This window comes from Chryseobacterium sp. T20 (assembly GCF_047345655.1).
Taxonomy (GTDB): domain Bacteria; phylum Bacteroidota; class Bacteroidia; order Flavobacteriales; family Weeksellaceae; genus Chryseobacterium.
In genome coordinates this window covers 1-14,223 of sequence record NZ_JBLFDU010000005.1, presented here as the reverse complement: position 1 = coordinate 14,223, position 14,223 = coordinate 1, and the positions used below count along the sequence as shown (strand labels likewise).

Here is a 14,223-nt window from a genome sequence, read left to right as displayed (position 1 = left end):
TCGGAAAAGTTTACTGTTTCACAACCCTATAAAAAAATCATAGAAACTGAAGATTATCCTCTGTTTCTATGATTGATAAATATGATTTTGACGTATGATCTAGTTTGTGACTACTCCGATTCTTGCTTTCAAAGGAATGTTATAGGTATTCAGGCAAGGCGTTTGCCCGTGGAAATCAAAATCAATATTGACTTCAGGTCTGAAAATCAGACAGTGGGTAGATCCACCAAAATGAAAGGTCCCTATAGGATCTCCTTTTTTGACGTGATCTCCTTCTTTTACAGTGATTTCGCAGCTGGATACTTCAGCCATTCCAACAGCAACAAAACACATCAACCCTATTTTATCATTATCTGACTGGATGAAAATCAAAGCGCGTGCTGCCAGTTCTGTGATATATCCCTGAGAATCATTAGGACCAGAAGGATCATATCCTTCAATAGGAGCTTCAGCGTAATAAGTTCCCGGAACATTCTCAATGGCTACAATAGTGCCATCAACCGGACTGTTCCATCGATGATAGGTTTTAGCACAAAGAAATGCCTGGTAAACGGTGCTGTTATCGCCAAATTTCTGGGCCAGTTCATGATGGTTCATGATATCCAGCAAAGAATATGGCTGCCCTTTCATCCAGAATTTATCTTTCATCTGGGCATTGGTAACACAATTGTAAGGAGCCGATTCGCAGGCATTAACAATAACTGACGGATCTTTATCTTCCTCACTTACTTCTCTCACTCCGGGATTGAATTGACGGGTGAAAAAATCGTCCCAGCTTTTGAATCCGAAATACGGTTCATGAGGTTGACACTGATAATTGTAAATGAAATTCTGCAAAGGATCTTCAGGGTTATTCCCTTTTCCTCTTAAAGGATCCATGGCGGCAATTGCTTCCAGGGCTTGTGGAGAAAACCAACCTAAAGGATTGGTATAATCCGGTTGTGGCTGGTTTACCGGACCATTCACCAAAACATATTGTGATGCCGGAGATTCCAGAAAAGTCTTCCATTCTGCTAAAATAACGCTTAGTTTTTGGTTCACTTCAGGATGGAGAAACGTTAAATATCCTGCCTGAGTTCCCATTGCCCAGTCTACAATCGCATTAATGGGAAATCCTACAAGTCCTATATTATCTTCTATTACACTGTAGCAGGGCGCTTCCTGTAAAACCTGATTGATAATAAGGAGCATGGTTTCGAAGTTTTTTACGGGCTCATTATATCCTTGAGGGATCTCATCATACATGCTGGTAAAGCTCATATATAAAACAGGATCATTGTAAATAGCGTCCCTGAGATCAGCAACAGCAGGATTCATTGGGAGTCTGCTGTTTTGGGCCTGCTTTACTTTTTTTTCCAACCAGGTGTTGAGGAACTTTCTGTCTGAGGGTAGCCATTTCCCCACTCTGTATTTTACATGGTTCATAATAAGGTTTTTAAGGTTATTTTTTTTAATCGATGATACTATAAAGTTACTTCAATTGACAGAATGTTACAATAGTATTTCTACTTAATGTGAAATAAGTAAAAATACTTACTGGGTAATTTTGATGGAAGTTTGTTTTTTATGCACAAAAAAACAAGGCGGACACAATCAATCCGCCTCGTATCTCCCAAATAATTAAATATGAAAAAATATGAATGTCTATACCAGACAGGCCTTCAGCATCAGATCATGAAGGTCTGTATTTTTAATAAACGGCTGTAAAAGCTCGTTTCCAGGGCCATAAGCGGCTACTTCCACATAATCTCCGGAATGATCCATGCTGATCCACCCCACAGAATTCCTGCTTTTCTGAATTTCTGAATATAATTTAAAAGGCAGTTTCTTATAATTATAAAGTCCTTCTTCTTTTTCAAGACCGTTGTAAAAACTCAAAATATGTTTGGCTTCATCATCGTTCAGTGTAATTTTATTACCTTCATAAATCCAGTCTTTAATGTCTTTTACCGAATAATCTTTGTGAATCTTGTTCAGAATATATTCATTGGTGTATTTGTATTCTGAAATGCTGTTAAAATTCTTGGTAGCATCCGCTCCGTAAATCGTTCCCGGATTTGCATTCCCATGGTCTGTTGTGATAATCACCAGAGTATTTCCATCTTTTTCAGCAAAATCTATTACAGTTTTCACTGCTTCGTCAAAAGCCAGCTGATCGTGAATGAGTGCTGCCACATCATTTGCGTGAGCAGACCAGTCTACTTTTCCGGCTTCTACCTGAAGGACAAAACCTTCGGGATGATCTTTCATCTGATGGATAGCAGTATTAGCCATTTCAGCGAGAGTCGGAGTATTTTTGTGCTCAGTAAGATGCGTTCTGTCAATAGTATAAGGTAACGCTCCTGTACTGAAGATTCCTAATAGTTTTTCTCCTTTTTTGATTTCTTTCAGATCGCTTTGTGTTTTCAGAATCCGGTATCCTTTTTTGCTGTAAACAGAATAAAGATCTTTTTTGTCTTCTCTTTTTGAAGGGTTGAAAAACTCGTCTCCACCTCCTAACAAGACATCGAATTCCAGCTCTGCATACATTTCTGCAATTTGAGGTTCAGCATTTCTTTGAGAAGAATTTATACAGAATCCTGCAGGAGTTGCATGAGTAATGGTTACTGTAGTGACACAACCGGCTTTCTTTCCTGCTTTTTTATATTTCTGCCATATAGGAAGATGTTTTTCACCATTGGCTCCTATATTAAGGGTTCCGTTTTTAACTCTTATTCCTCCTCCAAAAGCTGAACTTGCAGCAGCAGAATCTGTAACAATAGAACTTGCAGAAGCGGTATCCATCAAAGCTCGGGTTACCTTTTTATCATGATACAGATTAAGCCAGTTGCTTCCTTTTCCTAAAATGTTCCGTGAATACAAGTCTGCCATTGAAAGTGTTCCCAGGCTCATCCCATCACTTACCATGAAGATGATATTCTTAGCTTTGCCTTTCTGGTGCAGTTCGGTATTCTTCCCGAAGCTCCATAGATCGGATGGTGATAAGGTCAATAACCCTGAAAGTAATGCAGATCCTTTTAGAAATTTTCTTCTGTCCATATTGTTTTTGAAATAATGCTGTAAGTTATTGTATTTAATTTTTTATCGTAACATTGTTGCATTAATTAAAAGTTAATTTTAAATATTCCTTGGAAACGGATCTTCAAAACTTTGTTTTTTGTCAAACAGTTCCTTTTCCCTTTCATTAATAAGACAATGCTGAAGGTCTGTTAACATTTGTTCTTTGTCCAGATTCTGTCCGATAAACACCAATTCATTGATTCTGTCGCCCCAGTTTTTATCCCATCTGCTTTCTATGAACTTTTGGTTTTCTACAAATGAAGAATACTGCACCCTATGGTTCATAGGCATACTACTCCACCAAACGCCTGCTTTTTCAAGCCTGAATGAACCTCCTGCCTGAGAAAAATTCAATGCATCGTTGGGTCTTGAGGCTAACCAGAACAAACCTTTAGCTCTGATGGCTCCTTCAGGATAATGATGATTCAGATATTCCCAAAGTCTCATAGGATGAAAAGGCTTTTTATCTCTGAAAACCAGTGAACTTATGCCATATTCTTCAGTTTCCGGGGTGTGATGATCGGATTGTAATTCTTTTTGCCAACCTGCGGATGACTGTGCTTTATCAAAATCAAAAAGTTGTGTATTTAAAATCTTTTGAGGATCAATTTTTCCGAACTCTGCATGTAAAAGTGTTGCATCGGGATTCAGTTTCCTGATCGCAGCTTTTAAAAAGCCCAGTGTTTCAGTATTGATAAGATCTGTTTTGTTTAAAATAATCACGTTGGCAAATTCAATCTGGTCGGTCAAAAGATTAACAATGGTTCTGTAATCGCCTTCCATATCGGTAAGATCACGATCCAGCAGCATTTCATTAGAGCCGAAATCATTCATGAAATTGAAACAATCGACTACCGTTACCATTGTATCAACATAACTGAAACGGGACAGATCTATTCCACTCTCTTCATCAATATAGGTAAAGGTTTGGGCAACAGGGATAGGCTCACTGATTCCAGTACTTTCAATAAGGAGATAATCAAAACGGTTTTCATTCGCCAAACGTTCTACTTCTACCATAAGATCTTCACGAAGTGTACAGCAGATGCATCCGTTACTCATTTCCACCAGCTTTTCTTCTGTTCTTGAAAGGGTATTTTGATTTTCAACAAGGCGTGCATCAATATTAATTTCGCTCATATCATTCACTATGACTGCTACTTTTAATCCTTGTTTATTGTGAAGAATATGATTCAATAGTGTCGTTTTTCCAGCTCCAAGAAAGCCACTGAGTACCGTTACAGGAAGTTTTTTAGTCATGTTCTTAATGTTTATGATTTTTAAAATTGATGATATGACCTGTAATTAACCCGACAGCTCCCACATAAATGAGAGGAATATGGACTTCAAACAGGAAATCTGTCAGTATAGAAATGAAAATGAGGACTATAGATCCCCAGAATAAAAATTTCAGCCATCGGTTTTCCATTTTCTTTGTTATTCTGAAAACCACAACAGCTCCAATGCAAAGGAAAGCCAGATCAATATAAGGGTTATGGGATATTCCCAAAGGAACAATTAATAATAACGGAAAGACAATACAATGAATCAGGCATAAAACAGCAGCGGAGATTCCTACAGCATCAAGAATTTTTGATTTCATAATAGTATGGATTAATTTTCTTATCGTAACTTTGTTGCAAAAGTATAGATAAAAATTTAAATAACGCAACTTTGTTGCATTAAAATATGAAACAGGTTAGAAATACACACGCCAAAACGGAAATTTTAAACCTTATCAATGGTTCAGATGTAGCCCTTACCCATTCTGATATTCAGAAGAAACTGGGAGATCTGTGCAATAGAGTAACCATTTACAGGGTGTTGGAAAGACTTGAAAACGAAGGCGCTATACACAAGATCGTCAACATTGACGGGGTGGTGAATTTTGCTAAGTGCAGTGGAAAATGTTCTCATGAACAGCATTTTCACAATCATGTTCATTTTAACTGTAAGGAATGTCATTCCGTGACGTGCATTGAAAACGCTATTCCGGAAATAAGTTTACCGGAACATTTTATCGCACAGGAATATAATTTTATCATCAGCGGGATATGCCCGAAATGTGCTGATGCTTAAAAAGTAAAAAGGCAGAAAAGCGAATATGCTGATCTGCCTTTTGTTGTATTGAAATATAAATTCTGTTATAAAGAAGAAATATAGACTTCTATTTTGGTACCATCATAATTGAAGGTTCCGTCAGAATTCTTTTTGCCCAATACCCATTTCATATCCACAGGTACTGTCCATGCTGATCCTAATGAAAATCCGTTGACAGATCTGATTTCATTTCCGTTTCCTGTCGTAATCGCTGAATGAAAGAATGTTTTATCAATAAGTCTGTAAAAACCAATGGCTTTTCCTGCAGGAATGGGTGTGTATCCGTCCCATTTTTCTCCAGCCGGATAATTGAATAAGGTTAACCATTTTTGTCCTGCAGATTCTGCAAGCTGAGTAGGACTTATCCTGGCACCACGCATATACAATGCATAGGCCACCACATCATGACATACTCCACTGTTGTATTTCGAAATATTCTCTTCCCCTGAGAGAATGGAATGAGCAACGGGTGCCCTTTCAGATAGGGATAGCTGAGCCTTCCTGGCTCCTTCCGGTGTTATAAATGACATATTGTAATATTTTGTTTGGTGAAGTAAAGATACAGCTTTAAAATTTAATCACTTGTGTTAGAAAATATTTTAAGTTTCGGCTAAAGCCAATGGAAGAATATTTTATAAAATAAGCGGGCTAAAGCCCGCCTCTATTGATCTAAGAACTATCTGAAAATTAATAATTGTAAATATTCAATAGGAACGGGCTTTAGCCCGTTTTAACAATAAGCAAAAAATCCTATGGCTTCAGCCAAAACTTACTATCTTTTAAGTTCCTGCTGAAGCCCACCTCTATTGATAAAAATGATTAGAATTTTCTAACAATAAAACATACATTCATAGCTGAAAAGTTTTCCCTCTTTGAATGTAAAAATAAAGAGTCCTGCATCTCCATTCTGAATATAATATTCGTGGGGAGAAGCAATCCAGTGTGTCGAGAGCAAATCTCCAAAACGGGTAACAAAATCCTTTTCATTATAATTGGAATCCATGCGTTCATTGCCGAGAATTACAGCTTCACCGTTATTAAAAGACATTTTGTAAATACTTCCGGAAACTTTTCCTTTATATTCTTCAAAGGCTACAATAATATCAGGTGTTCTGTAAAAATATTGAGGTTCCCAGCCACATTCAGGAGTATTGGGAATGTCTTTTACCTTCTGCATTTCCAGCTGTTTCACCTGCGTTTCTGTAATTTTTCCGTCAAAAAGTTGGGTTTCTTTCCATAGGAAATGCATATTCAACCCTTTCAGCTTTTTCTCATAGATTTCAGTTTGGGGCTTTTTTGCCAATTGATCTGCCAGAAGAAGCTCAAAATCGATATCTACTTTTGGGTTTTCTATCCCTGAATAAGATTCTTTCCAATAAAGTAATGCTTGTTTAAGATTTTTATCTTCCAGCCATGCGATTTCGCGTAATCTTCCAACCTGAGTCAGTTCTTTTTCCTTGTTCTTTCCTTTTGCAGCCAGATAATCTTTCAGAATTTTGTCGTAGGTAAGTTCTGTTCCCAGGTATTTCATCTGGATATATTCCGGATTCTCGTGGAAATGGTCGCCAATATATACCCATCCATCCTGATACAGTGGTACATAATCAATACAAATCAGTTCATTTAAAGCTGCCTTGCGTGTTGCAGTGCTTTCCGTTGTAGGTCCTTTTCGTACACGCAATTCTGATCCCTGCACATAAAAATGTGGACATTGGTATCCCTCTTTTCCTCTATAGAAATACTGTAGTGGCTCACCCGCAGATTTTTTCCCACGCATAGACTTTTGGAGTGGCTGGCGGTCTATAAAGCCAATATCACCGTTGCTTACCTGTACTTTGTATTGTGTTTGGGTAGAATCCAGAAGGTAAACCGGTGCTTCGGTAGAAAAGATTCCCAAAACATCCTTATTTTTTCCATTTTCACGATAAAGGTGACCCCATTCGGAGGTATAAACCGGGCGTGCTCCGGCACTCTGAGCCTGGATATTGCAGAAGCAGCATTGAATGATTCCCGCTGCCAGTAGTATCTTATTCAACATATTGTAATTGGTATCTGCAAAAGTTTTCATGTCTTTCACAGAGGTGTTCATAATGGTTTGTATGGTTATTCCTTCAAAAATAATGAAAAATGAGAGTTTGTCCTAAAGTTATTGTTATTCAGAATGGGTATAAATTCCATCCTATTCATCTGTTTCCATTGGGTAGCGTAAATAAAAATACTATTTTTATCGCCCAAAAAAGTAAAGACTAAATATGCCGACTGATGCTTCTCTTAAGCTGATTCCGATGACCACTTTCGTGCTGGAGTATTATTCCCACGAAGGATATGCTGATCTTCAGATTTTGAATCTGATGAATAATTATGCCAATTTCTTAAAGAAGCGTCTGACTCTTGGAATGTTTGTTCCCATAGACCGTACAGGAAATATCTTAAAAGAGCCCAAAAATTATACAGCATGGAAATCTCTTGACCATAATGACGGGAAGAGAACGGACATTATGGGTTTTGAAGAATATGCTGAATATCAAAAGGCTGAGCAGAACTGTATGTTTGAAGGATTTAAAGTAGATTATAATGGATACTCAAAAGTGAGAATCATCGCTTCTTACGACCCTTCTATTGAATTGTCTTTTAATAAAAATGATCTGATTCCTTCGGGATTCAATGATGTAGAATCACTGACGGTGTTTGACGATATATTTTTAACTTCCAGTGCATTAAAAGCAATTGGAATAAAGCGATAAATTGTAGTACTAATATATCATAAGCTATTATCCTATTACAGGTTCTTCTTGAATTCAGAAGGGGATATTTCTTTATATGCCTTGAATATTTTATGGAAGTGGCTGGCATCATTGAAGCCCAGTTTGTCAGCAATTTCACTGATATTATAATGACTCTGAAGTAAAAGCTTTTCAGCAGTTTTTATTTTATGTTGTATAATATGCTGTTGTATCGAGAAGCCTGTCTGTTTTTTGATGTAAATGCTGATATAATTCGGCGACAGCATAAATTCTTTGGCCAGGTTTTCAATTTTCATTTTATCCGCATCCAACGCATTGACATTGATATAATACAAGATCCTCTCAATTCTGCTTACATTTTGTGCAATCCGGTTTTTTGCAGTAACATTCTGCATCGTATTTCGGATCAGAATCGTAATAATACTGGAAAAGAGATCTGTAGTTATCTCTTTGTTATAGGTGTTTTTATGGCTGAATTCATACAGGAGAATCCTGGCTAGCTGTAACAGATGTACCCTATCTGTTGTACTTTTAATCACCGACTCATACACAAAAGAATGATCTTCCATCAGGAGCTGTACCACTTTCTGAAGCTCATTCTTTTTATTAGACAGCAAATTTTCCCATATATACTGTTCCGTAAATTTGATATAAATGAATTTCGTTTTGTTTTTAATCGAAAATTCATGGCCATCACTGGGTCTGAGAAGAAAAACATCTCCTTTTTTATAAGGAAATGTAATATTGTTAAGATGATGAAATCCTTTTCCACTTTCTATGATGATCAGTTCATAAAAGTTATGATTGTGATATTCAACATCCCAATTGTCTTTTTCAATACTGAAAACATTAAAAGAGTTGAAATTAACGATTCGTTTCATAGAAGAATGAATTTTTACAAATTTACCATTAATTTTTACAATATCTACTGATGGATTATTGATCAAATTTGTACTATCAAAACATTCAAAATGAAATACATAAAACAATCCGTATTGCTGCTTGCTTCAACAATTGTTCTGATGTCCTTTTCTGATCGTCATGACAGGGATACAACTGAAAAAAAGCAACAGCACGAAAAACAGACTTCTACCAAAAAGTACTGGCCGAATGGAGCTCAATTGGTCATTTCCGTTTCTATGCAGTTTGAAACCGGTGGACAGCCGGAAGGCGCTGAAAGTCCTTTCAGTGGAACTCCTCTTCCTAAAGGTCAGCCGGATCTTCCTGCAGAAAGCTGGTATCGCTACGGAGGAAATGAAGGAATTTACCGGATGTTGGATTTATGGAAAAAATACAATATCAAAGTAACCTCTCATGTAGTAGGAACCGCTGCTGAAAGATATCCCGAAGTGGCTAAAGCTATTGCCAACGGTGGTCATGAAATTGCAGCTCATGGTTTTACCTGGGACAATCAATGGAATAAGAGTTATGCTGATGAACTGAATTTTGTAAAGCAAGGGGTAGATATTGTTGAAAAGATTACAGGGAAGAAAGCTGTTGGTTATAATGCGAATTGGTTGAGAAGAAGTCCGAATACCCTTAAAGTATTACAGGATCTGGGCTTTTTATATCATATCGATGACTTAAGCCATGATGAGCCTTTCATTACCAAAGTAAAAGGAAAAAACTTTGTTGTTATTCCTTATACGCTTCGTAACAATGATATTGTCAATATTGAAGGAAAACACTGGAGTCCTGATCAGTTTTTAGCACAGCTGAAATTTGAGTTTGACCGTCTCTATGAAGAAGGCGCATCCAAAAGAAGAATGATGAGCATCAGTTTTCATGACAGAATCGGAGGAACACCTGCAATGGTTCATGCCATGGAGGAATTCATTAAATACACCAAAGAAAAACAGGGCGTAGTCTTTATGAGAAAAGATGATATTGCCAAAATGGTGATGAATGATGCTGATACTCCGGTTGATAACAGCGAAGAAAAGTTTAATAAGTAAGGAGGCTGGAAGCTGGAAGAATGATGTTGTTGAAGTCTGAAAAGTACTTTTTTGACAAATATAGCTCCCAACCCCCAGCTTCCCTCTCCCAACCCAAAAAATACCTCTATGAACAATACAAAAACAGCCTATTTTTTCCTGCGCGTATCGATGGGAATCAACTTTTTGGGACACGGATTGGTCCGCCTCGTAAAATTGCAGGACTTCGCCTCAGGAATGATGAAAGGTTTTGAAACAAGCTGGCTTCCACAGCCATTGGTCCATCTTTTTGGAGTCACACTCCCCTTTTTAGAATTTCTCATCGGGTTATTGCTGATGATTGGTTTTAAAACCCGTATTGCTGCTATAGCCGGAGCCTCTCTGATTATTTTACTGCTTTTTGGAAGCAGCACTGTCGAAAATTGGGAGGCAATGGGCATTCAGATGATCTATGCCGGTTTGTTCTACATTCTGATCAGCAGAATTGATGACAATCATCTGGCTTTGGACAGAAAATGATAAAGAACAAAAAAAGCGATTAAGGCTGGGATAGAAAAGGTTACAGAGAGAATAAGAGGAAGGATGTTATTCAAATTTTGTCAGCTTTTCTTTCCCGGCTTTTTTACATGATCTGAGATTATGTTACAACTTCCATAGATTCTGCTACTCTATTTTTATAATTATGCCCGAATTTTGCATCATCAATAATTGCAGTTGAAGATATTCTGTTTATTTTCAACGCAATCTATAATCCTCAAAATAAAAAATGATGCAAACTATATTAGGAGCCAATGGACAGATTGGTGAAGAACTGGCAAGAGAGCTTAAAAGAAACTATACCTCAGATATCCGTATTGTCAGCAGAAACGCTAAAAAAGTAAATGATACTGACACTGTTTTCTCTGCAGATTTATCAGACAGAGAAAAAGCGATTGAAGCTGTGAAAGGAAGTGAGATTGCTTATTTCACCCTTGGACTTCCGATGGATACCGATCTGTGGGAAAAGCAATTCGTGGTCATCATGAAAAACGTTATTGAAGCTTGTAAAATCAATGGTACCAAGCTCGTGTTTTTTGATAACACCTATATGTATCCTCAAAACAATCATGCTTTAACAGAAGAAACCCGATTTGCTCCTATAGGACGAAAAGGAATGGTAAGAAAACAGATGACAGAAATGCTTTTAAAAGAAATGAAAGCCGGAACAATACAAGCTGTAATCTGCAGAGCTCCGGAATTTTATGGCCCTGAAAAAACGCAGAGTATTACGAATAGCCTTATTTTCAATGCAATTAAGGAGAATAAAAAGCTGAAAGTACCTTTAAGAGATGACCAATTACGAAGCCTGATGTGGACACCTGATGCAAGCCGCGCCACTGCTTTAATAGGAAATACTCCGGATGCTTATGGACAGACGTGGCATCTACCCGTAGATAATCATAAATTAACTTATAAAGAATTCATTGCTTTAGCCTCTCAGATTTATGGCAAAGAGTTCAGGTATTCTGTAATCCCGAAACTGGCTTTTACCATAGGATCTTTATTCAACAAAAATGCAAAAGAGCTTCAGGAATTGCTTCCAAGATATCAATATGATAATCTCTTTGACGATTCAAAATTCAGAAAAAGATTCCCGGAATTTCCGGTAACCACTTACAGACAGGGAATTGAACAGATCAAAAAAGAACAGCAAACAACAACATAACCCTATTTAAAATAAGTAACTTGGAAATATCAATTATGATGAGTTTCAGAGCAAAAATAAGTACAAATATTTTACTATATTTGTCTTCATTGAAAGGAATTTATGGTGAAAAAGAATGAATTATGGCAGTTTATACAGGTATTTAATGTATGTTTAATGCTGATTCATTTGATGATCCTAAAAACTGAAAATTCCAGTTTTTCTTCTTTAAATGCAAAACAAAATTATAGTCAGGAAAAGACTTCTCATAAAAAATGCAATAAAATCTGTTTTGAAGAAAACAACAGAACTCCAATAAAATGTAATAGTAATTATTGCTCCAACTTTTCTCTGTTTTTTACCGCTTCTGTTCATTCTTTTGCATTTGAAAAATTTATGGATCAGGAGATCAGCAACCGTTATTTCCTGTATGATGATCCACCCTATTCTTCATTTTTTAATTCTATCTGGATACCTCCGAAAATATAATTCAGAACATTGTATCTTACGGATTTCTGAAAATTATATAAGAAATCCAATTATCTCATCAGAATCACATGACCACCTGTTGTTCATGGTTTTGTCATGTGGATTTAATCAATTAATGAATTAAAAAAATAATGAAAACAACACTATCAACCCTCGAAAAAAATACAGTCAATATTTACGTAATTTGCAGAATACTCATTGGATTATTCTTCTTTATAGCAGGTTTTAATAAACTTTTTCATCCTATTTTCCAGGGATATATGTTCAATACCATCAGTACGATTGGATTTCCATTTCCTCAGTTTACTGCCAATTTTACAGCTTTCTGTGAATGTATATTCGGATTATTTTTAATGCTGGGTTTCTGGACGAGAATAAGCTCTGTATTTTTAATCATCATTATACTTGTCGCTTTATTCACGCATGATCTGGGTTCTATTCCAAAAGAACTTATTCCCATAAAATCAGAAACCGGAATTTATGAAATGGATCCATTTACGTGGCTGAGCTATTTTCTTTATCTGCCTCAGACCTTGTATCTTCTGTTTTTGCTTCTTTTCCTGTTTCAGGGATGTACGGGATTGGGACTTGATACTTTCATAAAAACAAAATCTGGAAATAGTTAATTTCTTAAAGCAGCTCTCTTTTTTGGGGAGCTGTTTTTTGTAAATTTTTGTTGGATAATCGCAAAGGCGCAAATTTTCTCTAAATTTCGTATATAATTTTTAAGACGCAAGCAAATCAAATATTTTTAGCAAGGGATATTGTTCTTATCTGCTTAATTTGTATAATCTACGAGAAATTTAAAAATATACAGTGTTCAATTTTATCGGAGATAAAATCTTTGCGCCTTAACAGCAGATTTTTGATATCATTTTGCGCCTTTGCGTATCTTAAAAAAGCAAGACCACATGTTTTTTAAATAAAAAAACGCAAAGTTTTAATGGTTTCAGATTTTTACTAAAAATGAGTAATAATAGTGTCTATAGACTGTATCATTGATTTTCCCCCTTTGATATCTCAAAATAAAGTAAAACATTAAAAGCTTTGCGTTAAAAAAAACACACTTTTTTCCGAAGGTTATTATCGGTTTCTTATGATAAAATTGATTTTGTTATGGTAATAAGACTCATCAGGATCACCACTATTCCCACCACAACGAACATTTTCTTTGTGGGAAGCTTTGACGTTAGCATGGCAGAAAAAGGAGCGGTAAAAACGCCACCCAGCAAAAGTCCCAACACAATATTCCAGTGATGGATACCAATCGTAAAAATGAAGGTAATGGCACTTGTTATTGTCAGTAGAAATTTGGCAACGGTAGAACTTCCTACTACATAACGGGGAATTCTTCCCTCTTTGATCAATGTTCCGGTCACCAATGGTCCCCAGCCACCACCTGCAAAAGAATCAATAAAGCCTCCAACCAAACCTAATACTCTTAGATTGGTTCTTCGCTTGGCTTGTCCTTGCCCGGATTTTTTATCCTTGAATGCATTTTTAAGGATATTGATCCCAAGATACAGCGTGTAGCAGGCAATAATAGGTTTTACAATATGAGCATAATGTTCACCATAATGAGACAGGGTTAAAGCACCGATAATAGAGCCAACGATAGCCAACGGGAATAAAACCCATACCATTTTTTTATTGACATTTCCCAGTTTATAATGGCTGAAGCTTCCGGCCGCAGTGGTAAAAGATTCTGCAGAATGAATACTGGCGCTTACAACGGGAGGCGGAACATTCAGGAGTAAAAGGATCGTGGTACATATCACACCATATCCCATTCCCATGGATCCGGCAACAATCTCTGCCATAAATCCTGCAAACAGCATCCAGTAAAAAATATGACCATCTTTATTCAGAAAATACTGAATATCTCCGGAAAGATTGAACTGATATACCACAAGTCCAAATAATCCAAAAAGAAGCAAAACTCCTATGATGGCCAGATAAATATTAGCTTTTCTTTGAGCGGTTTTGGTAATATTGATCAGCTTTTCGATTTCCATGTCCGGTTTTGCAGCAGCTTTTCCGTCCGATAGATATTCCGTGGTAATTTTGTTGAGTTCTTTTACTTTGTAATTGAAATCTCCGGTCAGTTGATTGCGGATATGCTGCATATTGTCCAATACATGATCCATTTCATCAGGAATAACTTCCGTAAAGGTTTCTCTTAATCTTTTAGCAATGGTTGGAGATTTCCCGT

The 14,223-nt window shown here is 36.7% G+C and carries 15 protein-coding genes; 7 read left to right on the top strand and 8 right to left on the bottom strand.

Annotated elements, in window-relative coordinates; all coding sequences use genetic code 11:
* Positions 1–99 precede the first annotated feature (99 nt).
* From ACMA47_RS13230 to ACMA47_RS13215, 4 genes are all read right to left on the bottom strand, one after another.
* Positions 100–1,425, bottom strand: a complete 1,326-nt coding sequence (locus ACMA47_RS13230) for a phosphatidylserine decarboxylase family protein (RefSeq protein WP_413930137.1) — start codon at positions 1,423–1,425, stop codon at positions 100–102.
* Positions 1,426–1,644: 219 nt separating this feature from the next.
* The gene (locus tag ACMA47_RS13225) at positions 1,645–3,039 is read right to left on the bottom strand and encodes an alkaline phosphatase (protein WP_413930136.1); all 1,395 of its coding nucleotides are present in this window, start codon (positions 3,037–3,039) and stop codon (positions 1,645–1,647) included.
* A gap of 78 nt (positions 3,040–3,117) precedes the next feature.
* On the bottom strand, positions 3,118–4,320 hold the full coding sequence (locus tag ACMA47_RS13220) for a GTP-binding protein (RefSeq protein WP_413930135.1): 1,203 nt from the start codon (positions 4,318–4,320) through the stop codon (positions 3,118–3,120).
* Positions 4,321–4,324: 4 nt separating this feature from the next.
* A complete protein-coding gene (locus tag ACMA47_RS13215) occupies positions 4,325–4,663 on the bottom strand; it encodes a MerC domain-containing protein (RefSeq protein ID WP_413930134.1) in 339 nt (112 codons plus the stop codon).
* 86 nt (positions 4,664–4,749) lie between these two features.
* Here ACMA47_RS13215 and ACMA47_RS13210 point away from each other — a divergent pair, with 86 nt between their 5' ends.
* The gene (locus tag ACMA47_RS13210; RefSeq protein WP_114820230.1) at positions 4,750–5,139 is read left to right on the top strand and encodes a Fur family transcriptional regulator; all 390 of its coding nucleotides are present in this window, start codon (positions 4,750–4,752) and stop codon (positions 5,137–5,139) included.
* A gap of 65 nt (positions 5,140–5,204) precedes the next feature.
* Here ACMA47_RS13210 and ACMA47_RS13205 read toward each other — a convergent pair whose 3' ends face one another.
* Together ACMA47_RS13205 and ACMA47_RS13200 are read right to left on the bottom strand one after the other, a co-directional pair.
* Positions 5,205–5,690, bottom strand: coding sequence for a hypothetical protein (locus ACMA47_RS13205; protein WP_034697952.1), 486 nt, complete (start codon positions 5,688–5,690; stop codon positions 5,205–5,207).
* A 299-nt stretch (positions 5,691–5,989) separates the two neighbouring features.
* The gene (locus ACMA47_RS13200) at positions 5,990–7,228 is read right to left on the bottom strand and encodes a hypothetical protein (protein WP_413930133.1); all 1,239 of its coding nucleotides are present in this window, start codon (positions 7,226–7,228) and stop codon (positions 5,990–5,992) included.
* 184 nt (positions 7,229–7,412) lie between these two features.
* On the opposite strand from ACMA47_RS13200, the gene ACMA47_RS13195 reads away from it, so the two are divergent.
* On the top strand, positions 7,413–7,904 hold the full coding sequence (locus ACMA47_RS13195) for a hypothetical protein (RefSeq protein WP_413930132.1): 492 nt from the start codon (positions 7,413–7,415) through the stop codon (positions 7,902–7,904).
* 35 nt (positions 7,905–7,939) lie between these two features.
* Here the strand turns inward: ACMA47_RS13195 and ACMA47_RS13190 are convergent, their stop codons facing one another.
* Entirely contained in the window at positions 7,940–8,785 is an 846-nt protein-coding gene (locus ACMA47_RS13190) for an AraC family transcriptional regulator (protein ID WP_413930131.1), read from the bottom strand.
* 90 nt (positions 8,786–8,875) lie between these two features.
* On the opposite strand from ACMA47_RS13190, the gene ACMA47_RS13185 reads away from it, so the two are divergent.
* The 5 genes from ACMA47_RS13185 to ACMA47_RS13165 all read left to right on the top strand — a co-directional run bounded on the left by ACMA47_RS13185 (position 8,876) and on the right by ACMA47_RS13165 (position 12,637).
* Positions 8,876–9,859 (top strand): polysaccharide deacetylase family protein, encoded by a 984-nt coding sequence (locus tag ACMA47_RS13185; RefSeq protein WP_413930130.1) that lies wholly within the window; start codon positions 8,876–8,878, stop codon positions 9,857–9,859.
* Positions 9,860–9,967: 108 nt separating this feature from the next.
* Positions 9,968–10,357, top strand: a complete 390-nt coding sequence (locus tag ACMA47_RS13180) for a DoxX family protein (protein ID WP_413930129.1) — start codon at positions 9,968–9,970, stop codon at positions 10,355–10,357.
* 250 nt (positions 10,358–10,607) lie between these two features.
* Positions 10,608–11,543: an NAD-dependent epimerase/dehydratase family protein gene (locus ACMA47_RS13175; RefSeq protein WP_413930347.1), complete on the top strand. Its 936-nt coding sequence runs from the start codon at positions 10,608–10,610 to the stop codon at positions 11,541–11,543.
* 102 nt (positions 11,544–11,645) lie between these two features.
* Entirely contained in the window at positions 11,646–12,011 is a 366-nt protein-coding gene (locus ACMA47_RS13170) for a hypothetical protein (protein WP_413930128.1), read from the top strand.
* 131 nt (positions 12,012–12,142) lie between these two features.
* Positions 12,143–12,637, top strand: coding sequence for a DoxX family protein (locus ACMA47_RS13165; protein ID WP_413930127.1), 495 nt, complete (start codon positions 12,143–12,145; stop codon positions 12,635–12,637).
* A 468-nt stretch (positions 12,638–13,105) separates the two neighbouring features.
* Here ACMA47_RS13165 and ACMA47_RS13160 read toward each other — a convergent pair.
* Positions 13,106–14,223: TSUP family transporter (locus tag ACMA47_RS13160; RefSeq protein ID WP_413930126.1), on the bottom strand; the 1,118-nt coding region annotated here is incomplete at its 5' end.